The organism is Halococcus qingdaonensis, assembly GCF_024508235.1.
Lineage (GTDB): Archaea > Halobacteriota > Halobacteria > Halobacteriales > Halococcaceae > Halococcus > Halococcus qingdaonensis.
Map to the genome: position 1 here is coordinate 342,435 of NZ_CP101943.1, position 15,356 is coordinate 357,790.

General features: G+C 63.8%; 17 protein-coding genes. 10 read left to right on the forward strand and 7 right to left on the reverse strand.

From position 1 onward, the window contains the following. Positions 1–29: 29 nt before the first annotated feature. Complete coding sequence (hisF, locus tag NO363_RS01735; RefSeq protein ID WP_256686406.1) at positions 30–845, reverse strand: imidazole glycerol phosphate synthase subunit HisF; 816 nt, start codon at positions 843–845, stop codon at positions 30–32. A gap of 143 nt (positions 846–988) precedes the next feature. Between hisF and NO363_RS01740 the strand changes: the two genes are divergently transcribed. The 5 genes from NO363_RS01740 (at position 989) to NO363_RS01760 (ending at position 5,985) form a co-directional block, all read left to right on the forward strand. Further along, the gene (locus NO363_RS01740; protein ID WP_256686408.1) at positions 989–2,560 is read left to right on the forward strand and encodes a restriction endonuclease; all 1,572 of its coding nucleotides are present in this window, start codon (positions 989–991) and stop codon (positions 2,558–2,560) included. Between the two features lie 76 nt (positions 2,561–2,636). Then, positions 2,637–2,918 carry a DUF7550 family protein gene (locus tag NO363_RS01745; protein WP_256686410.1) on the forward strand — a complete coding sequence of 94 codons (282 nt, stop codon included), beginning with the start codon at positions 2,637–2,639 and terminating at the stop codon, positions 2,916–2,918. A gap of 127 nt (positions 2,919–3,045) precedes the next feature. Continuing rightward, positions 3,046–4,143, forward strand: a complete 1,098-nt coding sequence (locus NO363_RS01750; RefSeq protein ID WP_256686412.1) for an NADH:flavin oxidoreductase/NADH oxidase — start codon at positions 3,046–3,048, stop codon at positions 4,141–4,143. A 174-nt stretch (positions 4,144–4,317) separates the two neighbouring features. Then, positions 4,318–5,034 (forward strand): hypothetical protein, encoded by a 717-nt coding sequence (locus tag NO363_RS01755; RefSeq protein ID WP_256686414.1) that lies wholly within the window; start codon positions 4,318–4,320, stop codon positions 5,032–5,034. A gap of 114 nt (positions 5,035–5,148) precedes the next feature. Beyond that, positions 5,149–5,985 (forward strand): aldo/keto reductase, encoded by an 837-nt coding sequence (locus NO363_RS01760; RefSeq protein ID WP_256687999.1) that lies wholly within the window; start codon positions 5,149–5,151, stop codon positions 5,983–5,985. Positions 5,986–6,235: 250 nt separating this feature from the next. On the opposite strand, the gene NO363_RS01765 is transcribed toward NO363_RS01760, so the two are convergent. From NO363_RS01765 to NO363_RS01775, 3 genes are all read right to left on the reverse strand, one after another. After that, the gene (locus NO363_RS01765; RefSeq protein ID WP_256686416.1) at positions 6,236–6,790 is read right to left on the reverse strand and encodes a GNAT family N-acetyltransferase; all 555 of its coding nucleotides are present in this window, start codon (positions 6,788–6,790) and stop codon (positions 6,236–6,238) included. Between the two features lie 70 nt (positions 6,791–6,860). After that, positions 6,861–7,910: a diphthamide biosynthesis enzyme Dph2 gene (dph2, locus tag NO363_RS01770; protein ID WP_256686417.1), complete on the reverse strand. Its 1,050-nt coding sequence runs from the start codon at positions 7,908–7,910 to the stop codon at positions 6,861–6,863. A gap of 160 nt (positions 7,911–8,070) precedes the next feature. Beyond that, entirely contained in the window at positions 8,071–8,730 is a 660-nt protein-coding gene (locus NO363_RS01775; protein WP_256686418.1) for a helix-turn-helix domain-containing protein, read from the reverse strand. A gap of 113 nt (positions 8,731–8,843) precedes the next feature. Between NO363_RS01775 and NO363_RS01780 the strand changes: the two genes are divergently transcribed. The 4 genes from NO363_RS01780 to NO363_RS01795 are packed head-to-tail and all read left to right on the forward strand — an operon-like array spanning position 8,844 to position 12,006. Continuing rightward, the gene (locus NO363_RS01780) at positions 8,844–10,496 is read left to right on the forward strand and encodes an NADH-quinone oxidoreductase subunit D (RefSeq protein ID WP_256686419.1); all 1,653 of its coding nucleotides are present in this window, start codon (positions 8,844–8,846) and stop codon (positions 10,494–10,496) included. Between the two features lie 59 nt (positions 10,497–10,555). Next, a complete protein-coding gene (locus NO363_RS01785; protein ID WP_256686421.1) occupies positions 10,556–11,215 on the forward strand; it encodes an alpha/beta hydrolase in 660 nt (219 codons plus the stop codon). Positions 11,216–11,254: 39 nt separating this feature from the next. Beyond that, positions 11,255–11,662, forward strand: coding sequence for a YlbF/YmcA family competence regulator (locus NO363_RS01790; protein ID WP_256686423.1), 408 nt, complete (start codon positions 11,255–11,257; stop codon positions 11,660–11,662). Positions 11,663–11,712: 50 nt separating this feature from the next. After that, positions 11,713–12,006 (forward strand): DUF7969 family protein, encoded by a 294-nt coding sequence (locus tag NO363_RS01795; RefSeq protein ID WP_256686425.1) that lies wholly within the window; start codon positions 11,713–11,715, stop codon positions 12,004–12,006. Here the strand turns inward: NO363_RS01795 and NO363_RS01800 are convergent. Genes NO363_RS01800 through NO363_RS01810 form a run of 3 tightly spaced genes read right to left on the reverse strand, consistent with a single transcriptional unit; the run spans position 12,003 to position 14,762 of the window. Next, a complete protein-coding gene (locus tag NO363_RS01800) occupies positions 12,003–13,460 on the reverse strand; it encodes an RtcB family protein (RefSeq protein ID WP_256686426.1) in 1,458 nt (485 codons plus the stop codon). The genes NO363_RS01795 and NO363_RS01800 overlap by 4 nt on opposite strands. A gap of 46 nt (positions 13,461–13,506) precedes the next feature. Beyond that, positions 13,507–13,917 carry an archease gene (locus NO363_RS01805; RefSeq protein ID WP_256686428.1) on the reverse strand — a complete coding sequence of 137 codons (411 nt, stop codon included), beginning with the start codon at positions 13,915–13,917 and terminating at the stop codon, positions 13,507–13,509. Beyond that, positions 13,914–14,762 (reverse strand): DUF502 domain-containing protein, encoded by an 849-nt coding sequence (locus NO363_RS01810; RefSeq protein WP_256686430.1) that lies wholly within the window; start codon positions 14,760–14,762, stop codon positions 13,914–13,916. Before NO363_RS01810 ends, NO363_RS01805 begins: the two co-directional genes overlap by 4 nt. A gap of 87 nt (positions 14,763–14,849) precedes the next feature. Here NO363_RS01810 and NO363_RS01815 point away from each other — a divergent pair, with 87 nt between their 5' ends. Further along, positions 14,850–15,326, forward strand: a complete 477-nt coding sequence (locus NO363_RS01815; protein ID WP_256686432.1) for a GNAT family N-acetyltransferase — start codon at positions 14,850–14,852, stop codon at positions 15,324–15,326. Positions 15,327–15,356: the final 30 nt, after the last annotated feature.

The window sequence follows — 15,356 nt, forward strand, 5'->3', positions numbered from 1 at the left end:
ACGCTCCACCCACGACGGCGACTGCCTTCTCAGCGCCGCACCGGAACCCCGTGTTCGTCGAGGTATTCCTTCACGTCCTCGATCGAGTATTCGTCGAAATGGAAGATCGAGGCGGCGAGCGCCGCGTCGGCATTCGCCGCGGTGAACACCTCCTCCATGTCGGCAGGGCCGCCACAGCCGGAGGAGGCGATGACCGGCGTCGAGACGCTCTCACAGACCGCGCGCGTCAGCGGGACGTCGTAGCCCTCCTTCGTGCCGTCGGCGTCGATCGAGTTGACGAACAGCTCGCCGGCTCCTCGACTTTGGGCCTCGCGCGCCCACTCGACCACGTCGATACCCGTGCCCTCGCGGCCGCCCTTCACCGTGCACTCGAACCAGCAGGATTCGCCGTCAGTCGTAACGAAATGTTCGCCCTCCTCGTCGTAGCGACGGCGTGCATCGACCGAGATGACGATACACTGGCTACCGAAGCTCTCGGCACCCTCGGTGATGAGTGCCGGTCGATCGAGCGCGCCCGTGTTGATCGAGACCTTGTCCGCGCCCGCCCGCAGGGTCTCCCTGATGTCCGCGCGCGTGCGGATGCCGCCGCCCACGGTCAGGGGGATGAACACCTCGTCGGCGACGCGCGAGACGACGTCGAGCATCGTCTCGCGGCCGTCGGCCGAGGCAGTGATGTCGAGGAAGACGAACTCGTCGGCACCCGCCTCGTTGTACCGGCGGGCCATCTCGACGGGATCGCCCGTGTGTTCGAGGTTCTCGAAGTTCACGCCGGTGTAGACCGCCGGCTCGCCGTCGTCGTTGAGATCGACGTCGATACAGGGGATAACGCGCTTGGTGAGTGTCATATACTGTTGACACCGTGCCACTCATTCTTAACTCGAAGGCTTTGGCGCTACATATGATGTATGGCAGCTTCCGCGGAGACCGCATATGAGCAAACACAAATCGTGAATTCGCCACTGATGGAAAGACCATCCATGCATTGATTATGACAGGCTCACTCGGATATAATATGCCAAAATATGCCACTCTTGACGATATAGACGAGGAAACACGATATAGTATCCTTACCGCCTTGCATGAAAACGAGCGGTTTTTGGGTGGTATTACGGCGACGGACGCTTTCCGAGCAAGCCAACAAACCCGTTTGATCCTGACTGATCAGCGTCTCCTCACGTTCAGCCAGAAAAATGCTACAAGCCCTCTTTCCGAAATTGATCGGGCAAATATCTCACACGCCGACTTCGAAGAAGGAATCCTGAGTCGAACACTGACTATCGTAGGAACGGACGGACTCACTCAAGAATGGGATCTCGATATCAACGGTGCAGGCGAATTTGCCGAGGCAGTCCTGAGTGGTGGTGTTCAGCGCGTCTATGATGACGATTTCCAAATCGAATCACACTCTCACATCAATGGGGTAAACGACTCGAAAACTACTCCGGGCTTCAACAATGGACCCGGCGGCAATACGGAACGGAATCACGGACGGGACAGAGAACCATCGGCAACTGAAAGGGGTCGGAGCACACAGGAACCCGTTACTGACAGTAGCACGGATTACCAGCACCCAGCCATCGCTGATCTTTCACAATCCGAGTTGCTTTCCGAGCTTCAGTCGATGGATAACTACGATTTCGAGTACTTCGTCGCCGATATCTGGGAGCAGATGGGATGGGAGACAGAAGTCTCGCAAGCATCGGTGGACGCTGGAATCGATGTGACCGCTACGAAATCGAACCCCTACCCAGAGAAGAACATAATCCAGGCCAAACGGTACGGTGAAAACACGAGTGTTGGCGGTCCGGACATACAACAATACGCGAGTCTCAAACAACAGGTCTCAGGTACTGATTCGGTAATCGTCGTTACCACGGGATCGTTCACCAACGCTGCTGAAAAACGTGCTACCGATCTCAACGTCAAAACCGTTGATGGAGACGGAATTGTAAGCATGGTTGACGATCTCGATGCGCGCAATCTCGTCACGGATTATATTGATATTCCTCTTGAATCATCTGCCGAATCGGAATTCGATTCCGAACTCGGGTCTACGCCGATGGGCGATCACGGAACAGACTCTCCTGATACGGCTGCTATGGGACATGCGAGTCCTGCACCGGATCACGAACTGGAGGCTATTTCCTCCGACGAAGGCGATTCGACGATCCTTCACGTTGCCGACCGAATCGTGGGTGCCACAAATCAGACGACTGATCAGGAATCATCTGCCCTCGAAACGAGGGATCAAACGAGAACGGCCGATCAGACGGGAGCTGACGATGTAATCGCCAACTCGCAATCAGCCGGAAACTGGCACTATGGTGTCATTGGGCTCTCTGCAATCAGTATCCTCGGACTTTTCGCGGGAGTTGCTGATGTTGCTGGCTTCTCCATTCTGTTACTGCTTCCCATCACGTATCTTGATATCCGAGATGTACGTACAGTGACTACCGAGTGGCAACCGAAAACGTGGCTGTATCTTCTCGGAATGTTCTTCGTGGTGTTCATTGCTGCGCCGCTCTATCTCTACCGACGCAAAACAGTTGTCGGACTGTAATGAATGCACTGAGGTTCCGTGAGCTACTCTTCGGCACATTCGAATCATTTTATACGCTCCTCATCAATTTGCGACCATGAGCGACGACGCGCCGACCGAGCCGCGCGAGTCGGAATCCGGCCAGGAGCAGGCGACCGACACCGTAGACGAGACGATGGTTGAGGGCGATCGCGAGCAGCGCGAGAGCCACCCCGACGACGCAGACGAGGGCACGCACGGAAGCGTCGAACCGGTCGCCACCCGCGAGACGTCGCCGATGAGCGAGTTCACGGGGCGACAGGCCGGCATCGGCGCGCTCGTGGCGGTCGTCGGACTCGTCGTCACGTTCGCGATCCCGCTACTGCTCACCCTCGGCTGAGTCGGCTCGTCCACACCGACCGTACCCGTCCGATCGTCCGTTCGATTCCGGTTCGTGTTCGCTCGTTTTCACGCCTGAGCGGCCCTTTCCGTCACCGTCTTTCCCGGCGAGCGAGTAGGCAGGATCGATGACAGCAGATCTCTTCGCACCGCTCGAACTGCGCGAGACGACGATCCCGAACCGGGTGATGGTCTCGCCGATGTGTCAGTATTCCTGTGACGACCGCGACGGGCTGGCGACCGACTGGCATCTCGTCCACCTCGGCAGTCGGGCGTCCGGCGGGGCCGGCGTCGTGATGACCGAGGCGACCGCCGTCGAAGCCCGTGGGCGCATCTCGCCGGAGGATCTCGGCATCTGGAGCGACGCACACACCGAGGCGCTCGCGCCGATCGCCGAGTTCGTCAAATCGCAGGGCTCGGTGCCCGCGATCCAGCTCGCCCACGCCGGCCGGAAGGCGTCGAAGGCCCGGCCGTGGGACGGCGGCGAGCCGCTCCAGCCCGACGAGGGTGGCTGGGAGACGATCGCACCGAGCGACCAGCCGTGGCCCTACGAGAACGGCGAAACGGCGACCGCGAAGATGGACCAGGACGACATCGAGGACGTCATCGACTCGTTCAGCGCTGCCGCCGAGCGTGCCGACGAGGCGGGCTTCGACGTCGTCGAGGTCCACGCGGCCCACGGCTACCTCCTCCACGAGTTCCTCTCGCCGGTCACCAATCATCGGACGGACGACTACGGCGGCGACTACGAGGGCCGGAGCCGGCTGGTCCGCGAGGTGACCGCCGCGGTACGGGAGGTCTGGCCCGACGACAAACCGGTCTTCGTTCGGATCTCGGCGACCGACTGGCTACCCGACCGTGAATCCTGGACGGTCGACGACTCGGTGCGACTGGCCGACGATCTCGCCGCAGCGGGCGCGGACCTCATCGACGTGAGCGCCGGCGGTAACGATCCCGACCCACAGATCCCCTATCGGGGACCGGGCTACCAGCTCCCCTACGCCGACCGCATTAGCCGCGAGCGCGAGTCGGAGATCGCCGTCGGCGCAGTCGGCGGTATCTCCTCCCCTGAGCAGGCCGACGCGCTCGTCCGCAACGGCCGGGCCGACATGGCCATCGTCGGCCGCGAACATCTCCGTGATCCGTATTTCTCGCTGCACGCCGCCCGCGAGCTCGATCGGCCTGAGGCCGCCGAGCCACCTATCCAGTATCGGCGCGGGTTCTGAGCGGCTCGATCGTTGCGAGTCCCACACCAGCACCGAGATAGCGCTAGACGTCGACTGGTGCTCGAATTGAACCGTCACTCTCACTACCACTGGCCTCGCACGATCAGCACAGCCGATGGATGGAACTACTTCTGGTGACTGTCGGCACGCGTCGTCCCGAGATAGGACCCTGTGATGCGGAGACGGGACTACCTTCGCGGGCTGGGTGCGATCGCCGGCATCGTCGGTGTCGCGGGCTGTTCGTCGAGCACTTTCGAGGAATCGGTCGCGGGTCCGACGGCCCAGGAGCCAGCAGGAAACGCACCCGACGAGCCACGCACCGAACGCACTGCGCCGGGATCGGTGACCACCCGGACCGCCGATGAACCGACCGCCAGCCAGACGGCCCAGCCGACGACTACGGTGACACCGATCCCGACGCCGGAACCGCCCGCGAACAGGCTGTTGCTCGCGCCGGCACTCGGTACGGGCTGGGGGTACGTCGACGGCTCCGCGCCACGGGTTCGGGACAACGGCACGATAACGGCGCTCTATCGTGGGACGCAGGCGTACGCGCGGACCCTTCGGACACGACTCTGGCCGTGCGAGGGTCGGACGCTCGACGCGCTCGGCGGAACGTGTTCGCTCGGGAGCCTCCCCAGCCGATATCGCTCGCGCGACGACATCGAGACGGCGGATCCCTCGATCGGCGAGACCGCGTTCGCGTGGTGGTCGGGGCCACGGACCGACATGGAAGTCGTCGCGGCCGATCACGTGTTCCGTATGACCCACACACCACTCGCGGCGCAAGTGGACGAGGGTACGGCCAGCCTGCCGTCCCGCGCTGCACGGCTGACCGAACTCATCGGGTTCGCCCGACAGCAAGCCGAAAAGCTCGCCTCGTCCGACTGAACCGTCGCGTCGAGGACCGTCTCCCGATCGTCCTCGTCTCTTTCGAGTCCGAGAAACGCACGATCGACTGCCGGGGCCGAAAGAGGCACCCGTCTGGTGGCCGTTCTCTACCCGATGGCAACCGAAAACCGAAGCGATACGTTCGACATCGGCGGCGAGGACACCGTCCACCGACTGGGCTACGGTGCGATGCGACTCACCGGCGAGGAGATCATCGGCCCGCCGAACGACGAGGAGGAAGCGAAGGATGTCCTCAGCCGAGCGACCGAACTCGGCGTGGACTTCATCGATACCGCTGACTCCTACGGGCCGGCGGTCTCCGAGCGCCTGATCGGCGAGGCGCTCGCGCCTTACGATGACGTGTTCGTCGCGACCAAAGGCGGGCTTTGGCGCGACGACCGGGACGGCTCGTGGCCGAAATGTGGCCAACCGGGTTACATCCGCAACTCGATTCTGGGCAGTCTCGACCGACTCAAGACGGATACGATCGATCTCTACCAGTATCATCGTCCGGACCCCGACGTGGACTACGCCGAGGCGGTCGAGACCTTCGCCGATCTCAAAGAGGAGGGGAAGGTCACCCACGTCGGTGTCTCGAACGTCTCGGTCGAGCAGCTCGAAACGGCCCGCGACGTGGTCGAGATCGCCACCGTCCAGAACCAGTACAACATCGGCGACCGCGAGCACGAGGAAGTCCTCGACTACTGCGAGGAGCACGACATCGGCTTCATCCCGTGGGCACCGCTTGGCTCGGGCGACCTCGACGGGCTCGGCGAGGTGGCGGACAACCACGACGCGACCGAGTATCAGGTCGGGCTCGCCTGGCTGCTCCAGCATTCGCCCGTGATGCTCCCGATCCCGGGCACGTCGAGCGTCGAGCACGTCGAGGAGAACATCGCCGCCAGCGATATCGAGCTCACCGACGAGGAGATCGAGACGATCGAGAACTGAACCGGAAAACGAGCAATCACACTCGATTTTCTGGACCAACCATTGTCGGTGGCGGTGGCGCGCGATGAATCCGGCCGAAGGCCGGAGAACGCGCGAGGGATGAGTGAACGAGCGAAGCGAGTGAGCGAATCGGCTGGGGAGGGTGTGGCTTGCGGTTCTCATTTTCGCCAGAATTCGCTGTGAGGTCGTCGCTTAGTTGGCTAAAAGTTGATAAAAAATGTCGGAAAATCTTGATGCGTGGGTGTGGGATTCACGAATCGCGCTGTTCGAGCCATTCCTCCCGCAACAGGCCGTATTGGAGCATGTCGCGATGCTCGCCGTCGATGAACATATACTTGCGGCGGCGACCTTCCTTGCTGAAGCCGAGCGATTCAAGCAATCCCTGGGATGCGTCGTTGAAATCGAACGCCCCCGCGCCGATGGCGGGTGTCTCGTAGCTCCGAAAGACGTACTCGACGACGAGCGCGACTGCCTCGGTGCCGTAGCCCTCACCGTGGACCTCCGGCACGAGCCAGTAGCCGAGCTCCGGGCGCTTCCAGTCGGCGTCCTCGACCGAGACGACGCCGACTCGTCGGACCGCTCCCTCGTTGGGTTGGCCAGGGCCCGCGTCATCATCGAGACAGACGAGAAAGCGATCGGTCGCTTCGGTATCCCACTCCTCGACCTGTTTTCGATTTCTGAGTGGGGAACCGAGCGGATAGCGAATCTCGGGATTCGCGGATGCGCGCTGGGTGAACGGAACGTCCTCTTCCTCGACGGTGCGGAGCGTGACGCGCTCGCCGCGCTCGATGCGTGCGCCGGGCATGACCGTACATCCCGGATGAACAGGTTATGCGTTCCGACTCAGTTCGTTCCAATAGTCAGATCTCTGTCACCTACCAGGTGCCGTGGAACGTGTCGAACGAGAGCGAGTCGAGCGGCTCGTTGCCGACGGCGATCTCGTACTCACCCGGCGTGAGCATCGGCTTGTGGAATTGCGGGCCGTCATCGGTCGTAATTCTCGGACAGCCGGTGTTGACGAACGCGTCCATGTCGAAGTTCCGGAGCCGATCGGGCGTCACCTCGTCCATCGTGATGAGGTAGGCGTTGTCGTTCGCCTCGACGATCTCCTCGGCCTGATCGTAGCGACCCTGACCGATCTTCGTACAGAAGATGACGCCCCACTTCTCGGCGTCCATCGCGCGGTGGACGGCACCGTAGCGCTGCTTGAGGAACTTCTCGGTGTCGGCGATCGAGACGGCGTTGTTGACGGGATCGGCGATCACGACTTTCTTGTCCGGGTGTTCCATCGCCAGCCCGAGCGGGTGGAACTTCCCGCCACCGACGTAGAGCACCTGGTCGGCGTCGATGTCCGCCGAGGCGTAGTTACAGCCCAGTACCTGTCCTTCGTGGGTGAGTCGCTCGTCGCCGCGGCGAGTGTGAACGTCGAAATCCCGCTCTTCGAGCCACGTGCGCATCTCCTCGAACTTGTTCATGTGCTGGGCGGTCGTCACGAGGCCGACGTCGGGGTTCTCGTCGGGATCGGCGAGTTCGTTCAGGGAGTCCTCCAGGATCGGCTCGACGTCGACGTTCGAGAAGAGCGGCACGTAGATGATCTTGTCCGATTCCTTCATCGGCGAGTGGCCGAAGTGGACGAACACATCAGTTCGGCGCATCATGTATGTGTCGAGGTCACAGGCCCCGTAGCAGGGTTGACCCGACAGGAGAACTCGAACGTTGTCGGGCAGGCGCTCGCGCAGGTCGTCCGTCACTGCTGGGCCGCGGCGTTTCAGTCCCTCGGGGAACTGCAACCCGACCTTCTTCGCGTCGCGCTCGTCGACCGCCTCGACGATCCTGTCGAGCTCGTAGTCCCACTCCCGGTCGTGTTTGAGCGCCATCCCCGTCTTGGTGAGGTCGCCCGATTTCGATTCCGACGTGTGGCTCATTGGCCGGTTTACCGCCTCCTGCCGTTTAGTCTCGGCGTTTTGACGAGCGACGAGACGATGGCAACGCGGGGAACGGCTCCGCCGTGATCCCGTTTTGTGCGAACGGAGCGACACCGTCCCCATCCACAGCTCTCGTCGGTCCGTTCACGTCCACCACCTCTTACCCCTCGCCGACGACATGGTGAACGAGCGCGGCTTCGGCCTTCCGGAGATGCTCGGCGGCCGTCCCGGGCGCACAGTCCAACTCCTGGGCGACGTCGGCGACCGTGGCCTCCCGCGGTGTCTCGTAATAGCCGCGTTCGAGCGCGATCGTCAGTGCCTCGGACTGGCGCTCGCTCAGGGCGCTCGCGGCATCCATCCGCCCCGCGTCGTACTGGCCGGCGCGTCGAACGTCGACGTCGACGCCGGGCGGGGCCTCGTCGAGCGCGCGCTGGAGCGATGCGGCCGTCCCGACGACGGTGAGGCCGATGGTGCGGTCGGTGCGGTAATCGATCGGTGGCATCACGACGATGCTGCCGTGCGTGAAGGCGTCGGTCAGTCGCCGCGTTCCGGCGTCGAGTCGCTCGCGCGCGTAGACGTAGAACCCGTCGCCGTCGGTCGACACCACCTCGTGCTCCAGGACCGTCGCGACGTCAGCGAGCGTCTCCGCGTAGGGTTCGGGCGGCCCCTCGGCGTAGAATATCATCGTGTTCGTCTCGCCGACGGCGGGGTTCCACTGGAGGAGGCGATAGGACTCGTATCCCTCGTGGCTGGCGACGAACTCGTGCATCGGATGGATGATCCCTTCGCTCTGGCCGAGGCGCAGTCGCAGATATTTCATGACGGGTGTTGTCGTCCTGGAACTTAAACTAGCCTCGCTAGCGAGGCAGAACGCGCTCGATGCTGGCGATCGATCGTCCGGTATCGTCGGCCGGCAAGCCGACAGTTCACAGCATGAGCTCGCAGTCACCCATCGAACCGCGGAACGACGATCTCGACGAACCGCTCGCGGAACTGCTCTCCCCGTACACCGTCGCCCGCGACGACCACCGCAACGCACCGGGATTCGTCGTGCGACCCGACGAGGTCCAGGACGTCCTGTTCACGCTGCGCGACGAGGCGGGCTTCGATCACTGTTCGAACGTCACCGCTCAGGAGTACGAAGACCGCTTCGAGAGCATCTATCACCTGAAGAAATACGCCGATCCGACCGCCGAAGTAAGCGTCATCGTCCCCACACCGCGGGACGATCCCGTGAGCCAGAGCGCGGAGCCGGTCTACCGAACCGCCGACTGGCACGAGCGCGAGGCCTACGATCTGGTTGGTATCGAGTACGAGGACCATCCGGATCTACGCCGGATCCTCCTGCCCGAGACGTGGCAGGGCCATCCGATGGGGCTGGAGTACAACCAGGAGAAACCCCAGATCGTCACGCTCGAAGCGCACGCCAACCCGCTCGAAGACGACCAACACGACGCCGGTTCGGATACGATGTTCCTGAACATCGGCCCACACCACCCGGCGACCCACGGCGTGCTCCATATCGAGACGGTGCTCGACGGCGAACAGGTCGCCGCCGTCGATCCGGATCCGGGCTATCTCCATCGCTGCGAGGAACAGCTGTGTCAGCAAGGGACCTACCGCCACGAGATCATGCCCTACCCGGACCGCTGGGACTACCTTGGCGGACAGATTCTGAACGAGTGGGCGTACGCCCGTACCGCCGAGGAGCTCGCGGATCTCGACGTACCCGAATACGCACAGCTCATCCGCACGATGAGCGGCGAACTCTCGCGAATCCTCGCCCACATGCTCGCGATCGGGACGTTCGCGCTCGACGTCTACGGGGAGTTCACCGCGACCTTCATGTACGCTCTCCGCGACCGCGAGATCGTCCAGGGAATCCTCGAAGACCTGACGGGCCAGCGGCTGATGTTCAACTACCTCCGGCTCGGTGGCGTGGCCTGGGACCTGCCCGAACCGCGCGCAGCGTTTTTCACGAAGATCCGTGATTTCCTGAACGAACTCCCACACAAACTCGACGAGTATCACGATCTGCTCACGACGAACGAGATCTTCCAGCTTCGATGCGTCGATACCGGGGTCCTTGACGCCGAGACGGCGAAACAGTACGGCTGCACCGGCCCCGTCGCCCGCGCCTCGGGCGTCGACTACGATCTGCGCCGTGACGATCCCTACGGCTACTACCCCGAACTCGATTGGGACGTCGTGACTGCCGAGGAGGGCGACAACTATGCACGCGTGCTCTGTCGGCTCCAGGAGATCGAGCAGTCCGCACGTATCATCGATCAGTGTGTGGATCTGCTCGAAGATTGGCCGACAGACGACCGCGAGATCCAGTCGAACGTGCCCCGGACGCTGCGCCCGGACGACGCCGAGCTCTATCGCGCCGTCGAGGGCGCGAAGGGCGAGCTCGGTATCTACATCCGGAGCGACGGCACCGACACACCGGCCAGATTCAAGATCCGCAGTCCGTGTTTTGCGAACCTCCACGCGCTGGAAGAGATGGCCGTCGGCGAGTACGTCCCGGATCTCATCGCGTCGCTCGCGAGCCTCGATATCGTTCTCGGCGAGGTCGATCGCTGACCACGCGTCCCGGTCCGATACGCGGGCAATTGAAACCCGCCGCGTGTCTACGCCGATCCATGCCCGCCGACCTCCCGCTCGAACACGTCCACGTCGAACCGGACAGTCCGACCGACGGTCCCGCTCCGGCGGTGTTCGTCCTCCACGGCCGCGGCGCGGACGAGCAGGACCTCCTCCCGGTCGCCAAGCGCCTCCCCGACGAACTCCACGTCGTCAGCCTGCGCGCACCCGATCGGCTCATGCATGGCTACACGTGGTTCGAGATGGAGCTCCCCGATGACGACATCGGGCGCAGCCAGCCCGAACCCGAAGATTTCCGTCGATGTCTCGATCTCGTCGACGAGAGCATCGCTGCCGCAACCGAGCGCTACGATCTCGACAGTGATCGCATCGGTCTGCTGGGATTCAGCCAGGGAGCCATCACCAGCCTCTCGCTGCTCTGCGAGGTGCCCGAGCGGTTCGCGTGGGTCGTCTGTTCGCACGGCTATCTGGCCGCAATACATGCGGATAGCGAGCCGGAAGACATCGCCGACACGCCGGTGTTCGTCGGCTCGGGCACCGCCGATCGGATGATCCCGGCCGAGCGCGCCGAGCGGGCCGCAGAACGCCTCCGCGAGTGGGACTGCGACGTCGAATTCAATCGATACGAGAGTGCCCACGGCATCGGTCCGGACGAACTCGCCGATCTGGTGGGGTGGGTCGAGGATCGACTCGCCTGACCGCCACGTTGAAGACGCTCACGACCCAACCCTGTGGCGATGAGCACCGAATCGGAAGTCGAACCGGAGATCGACGCCACGACGGGTAGCCAGCCGGAGACGGTCGCGGGCGACCTCGGCGCGGCCATCGCCGACATGCCCGAATACGAGCAGTTCGTCGAGACGAAAGCCGCCGTCGAGCGCAATCCTGAGGCCCAGCAGAAGGTCCAAGAGTTCGAGCGCCTCCGTGATCAGTTCGTCCAGGCTCGCCAGACCGGCGAGGCCACGCAGGACGACCTCGAAACCCTCCAGAACGCCCAGCAGGAGCTACACAAGGTCCCCGAGATGGCCGAGTTCCTGCAGGCTCAGGACGAGCTCGACGCGCGTCTCGAACGGCTCAACCAGGAGATCACCGCCGACCTCGACATCGACTTCGGCGACCGCATCGGCGGCTGCTGTAACGACTAACCCTCCGACGTTGTCCGGCAGTATATAGCCGTCCAGCACCTGATTTCTGTATGGTCGCCGTCCGCTACACCTGTCCGCGCTGCGACGCGCTCGTCACGCTCGATCGCGCGGCCGAACTCGCCGACAAGTCGGTGACGCCCTTCGCCCTCGACGGCTGGGAGTACGCCGCTCCACACGAGGCCTTCGAGAGCGCCGACGGCGTCGAGATCGTCTGTGGCGCGGCCGAGACCGACGGCGAAGGCTGTGGCGAACTGTTCTACCTGAACTTCGTGAAGTACGACGAGGGTCGTGCGGTCGAGGCACGCACGACGCCAGCGGACGTCTCGTTCGACTTCCTGCGCTAGCCCTTGATGTTGCAGACCGGGAAGGTCCGGGCCACGGTGTCGCCGATGCCCAGCTCGTCGGAGACGCGCACGACCTCGTCGACGTCCTTGTAGACGCCCGGGGCCTCCTCGGCGACCGTCGCGCCGCTCTGGGCCTTCACGTACACTTTCTGGCCCCGTAGCTCGTCCTGGACGTCCTCGCCCCAGAACTCGTCTTTGGCCTGCGTGCGACTCATCGTCCGGCCGGCACCGTGGGCCGTCGAGCCGAAGGTCGTCTCCATCGAGCTCTCGCCGCCGCGCAGGACGTACGAGCCAGCGCCCATGCTCCCTGGGATGATGACCGGCTGGCCGACGTCGCGATAGGCGCTGGGCACTTCCTCGCGCCCGGCCGGGAACGCCCGCGTCGCGCCCTTGCGGTGGACGTAGAGTTCGCGCTCCTCGCCGTCGACCTCGTGGACCTCCTTCTTGGCGATGTTGTGGGCGACGTCGTAGAGCAGATTCATCTCCATCTCCTCCCACGAGCGGTCGAACACCCGCTCGAACACCTGCCTGGTGCGATGCATGATGAGCTGGCGGTTGACCCACGCGTAGTTGATCGCCGCACACATCGCGCCGTAATACTCCTCGGCGAGCCGACTCCCGGCCGGCGCGGCCGCGAGCTCCTTGTCCGGCAGCTGATCGAGGAGCTCCGGATGGGCCTGCTCGACCTCGCGGGTGTACTCGGTACAGACCTGATGACCGAGCCCGCGCGAGCCACAGTGGATGAGCACGACGATCTGATCCGCCGAGAGCCCGTAGGAATCGGCCACGCCCTCGCGGAACACGTCGGTCACGCGCTGGACTTCGAGGAAGTGGTTGCCCGATCCCAGGCTGCCGATCTGGTTTTTCCCCCTGTCCTTGGCCTTCTGCGAGACCGCAGCGGGGTCGGCGTCCGGTCGGCGACCCTCGTCCTCGCAGTGGGCGAGATCGCCATCGACGGCATAACCCTCGTTGAGCGCCCACTCGACGCCCCGATCGAGGATCTCCTCGACCGTCTCGACGCCCGATTCGACGACGCCACCGCCGCCGAGTCCCGAGGGGACGTTCGCAAAGAGCGACTCGACCAGCTCCTCCTCGTGGCCCTGGACGTCCTCGTAGCTGAGGTTCGTCGTCATCATCCGCACGCCACAGTTGATGTCGAAGCCCACAGCTCCGGGCGAGATGCACCCCTCTTCGGCATCGATGCCGGCAACACCACCCACCGGGAAGCCGTAGCCCTGGTGGCCGTCGGGCATACAGATCGCGTACTTCCGTACGCCCGGGAGCTGTGTCGAGTTCTTCAGCTGCTGGAGCGTCTTGTCGTCGGCGATCTGATCGAGCAGTTCCTCGCTAGCGAGCACCCGTGCCGGGGCGTTCATCTCCTCGTCCTGCGGGATCTCCCAAACGTACTCCTCGACTCGTTCGAGCGTGATCCCGTCGGCGTCGTACGTGTCCATACGAATCGTATTCGAGCACTGCCGGAATAGGTTTCGTCTGCCTGGGTCAGACGTCGAAGACGACGTAGGCGTTCCAGCCGTCACTATCCTGCTCGATGCGCATCTCGGAGTACGTCACGGCCTTCACCTCGCGCGCATCGATCGTCCCGAGTGGAACGCCCCGTGCGCTCGCGTCGAGTCGCCACCCGTCGCCCGTCCGATCCACCGCCGCCCGGTTCTCGACGGGAAGCACGCCACGCACGTCGCGCTGGTAGATACAGTCGGCGAGATACTCGTAGAGCAGCGCCTCGCGGTTTTCGGCCTGGACCGCGAACGAGAAGCGGTCGCCGTCGTCGGGGATCGTCTCGCACATCGCCGCCGCCAGCCCGTCGGCGACCGCACCGAACGTTGCGTCGAGGGTTTCCCCGTCGGCGGCGACGGCCACGTCGGCGGTATGTTCGCGGAGTTCGAAGCTCACGACTCGCCCCGTTCCGATCGGTCGCTCTCGCCGGATTCGTCGGTGGGTTCGCCCGGCCCGCCGACGACCCCCTCCGCGACGGTCGTCCGTTCGGCGTCGTACTCGCCGAGCGCCGCCATCTCGTCGGCCGAGAGGCTCGCCGCACCCTCCGTATCGCCGATCGCCACGCCGCTCGTGACGATGGCGCTGACGGCCTGTTCGACGGTGAGATCGACGTCGTAGACCTTCGCCGCGGGGACGTGGATCAGGAACCCACCCATCACGGGGTTCGGCGCGAGCGGCATGAACAGCGTTTTGAGATCGTCGTGACTCGCCGCCTCGTCGACGGTCGCCGGCGGTTTCGCAGTCACGAACGCGAAGGAGTAGGTCCCCTCGTTGGGGAACTCGATGAGCTTCACCTCCTGAAAGCTGCTGGTGTCGCTTTCGAGCAGCACGTCGCTCATGCGCCGAAAGCTGGTGTAGACCGAGCCGACGCCGGGGATCGCCTCCATCGCGGTGTGAAACCACGCCGAGAGCTTGCGGTCCGAGGAGGTCGCGTGCGCGACGAAGCCGACGACGAGCACGATCGCCACGAGCGCGAAGACGGTCCCGAACTCGATAAGCACGGAGCCGAACTCGGGGCCGAGGCCGATCGCGCGGGCGAAGCCGATAACTGGGCTGACGAGGCCGAGTACGCGCGCGGCGGCGACGACCGGCGTGAGCACGTTGCTGAGGAAGTTGAGCACGAACCCGAGGATCATCACGGTGACGAGAAACGGGATTGTGAGCGCGGCACCCGTGATCAGCCATTCACGCACCTGATAGAGCAATCCCGACGATTCTCGCGAGTCCGACGCCGAAGCCATACCCCTGCCAGCGGGTGCCGCGTCGAAAGCGTTGTGCCTTCATCTGCGGGCGGTGGAGTTATAGTTCCCTACACGTAACGCCCGACGGTGAGTATCGATGTCACGAATCGCGTCGTCGAGCCCGGCAGTGACGAGCATCTCGACGCCGCGTGGGAGCTGAAAGAGCGCATCCGCCGCGAGGAGGGGGTGCTCAAACAGCGCCGCGGCTTCTTTGCCGACGCCTACCGCCGAGCGACCGTCCATCTCGTCTTCGCGGGCGAGGAGGAGCTCATCGGCTTCGCGGCCGTCCGCCGCGACGGCTACGTGCTCTTTCTGGCCGTCGACATGCCCCATCGTGGCGAGGGGTTCGGCGAGCGCCTCATCGCCACCGTCGCCGACGAGCACGGCTCCGTGAGCTGTCACGCCCGCGCGAGCAATCAGGACGCCGTCGGTTTCTACGAACACATCGGCTTCGAGGTCCAGCGCCACATCGATCACTACTACGAGGACGGCGGCGCAGCCTACTATCTCAAACTCGGTGACGGCGGTCTCACCGATCGCATCTCGTCGTTCTTCCGCGGTTGACTATCCTTTCCGACCCGTTGAAAAACCTCG

Bases quoted from the DNA above. Each gene is read 5' to 3' on its own strand.
- hisF (WP_256686406.1), bottom strand. From the start codon at position 845: ATGACACTCACCAAGCGCGTTATCCCCTGTATCGACGTCGATCTCAAC.
- NO363_RS01740 (WP_256686408.1), top strand. From the start codon at position 989: ATGACAGGCTCACTCGGATATAATATGCCAAAATATGCCACTCTTGAC.
- NO363_RS01745 (WP_256686410.1), top strand. From the start codon at position 2,637: ATGAGCGACGACGCGCCGACCGAGCCGCGCGAGTCGGAATCCGGCCAG.
- NO363_RS01750 (WP_256686412.1), top strand. From the start codon at position 3,046: ATGACAGCAGATCTCTTCGCACCGCTCGAACTGCGCGAGACGACGATC.
- NO363_RS01755 (WP_256686414.1), top strand. From the start codon at position 4,318: ATGCGGAGACGGGACTACCTTCGCGGGCTGGGTGCGATCGCCGGCATC.
- NO363_RS01760 (WP_256687999.1), top strand. From the start codon at position 5,149: ATGGCAACCGAAAACCGAAGCGATACGTTCGACATCGGCGGCGAGGAC.
- NO363_RS01765 (WP_256686416.1), bottom strand. From the start codon at position 6,790: ATGCCCGGCGCACGCATCGAGCGCGGCGAGCGCGTCACGCTCCGCACC.
- dph2 (WP_256686417.1), bottom strand. From the start codon at position 7,910: ATGAGCCACACGTCGGAATCGAAATCGGGCGACCTCACCAAGACGGGG.
- NO363_RS01775 (WP_256686418.1), bottom strand. From the start codon at position 8,730: ATGAAATATCTGCGACTGCGCCTCGGCCAGAGCGAAGGGATCATCCAT.
- NO363_RS01780 (WP_256686419.1), top strand. From the start codon at position 8,844: ATGAGCTCGCAGTCACCCATCGAACCGCGGAACGACGATCTCGACGAA.
- NO363_RS01785 (WP_256686421.1), top strand. From the start codon at position 10,556: ATGCCCGCCGACCTCCCGCTCGAACACGTCCACGTCGAACCGGACAGT.
- NO363_RS01790 (WP_256686423.1), top strand. From the start codon at position 11,255: ATGAGCACCGAATCGGAAGTCGAACCGGAGATCGACGCCACGACGGGT.
- NO363_RS01795 (WP_256686425.1), top strand. From the start codon at position 11,713: ATGGTCGCCGTCCGCTACACCTGTCCGCGCTGCGACGCGCTCGTCACG.
- NO363_RS01800 (WP_256686426.1), bottom strand. From the start codon at position 13,460: ATGGACACGTACGACGCCGACGGGATCACGCTCGAACGAGTCGAGGAG.
- NO363_RS01810 (WP_256686430.1), bottom strand. From the start codon at position 14,762: ATGGCTTCGGCGTCGGACTCGCGAGAATCGTCGGGATTGCTCTATCAG.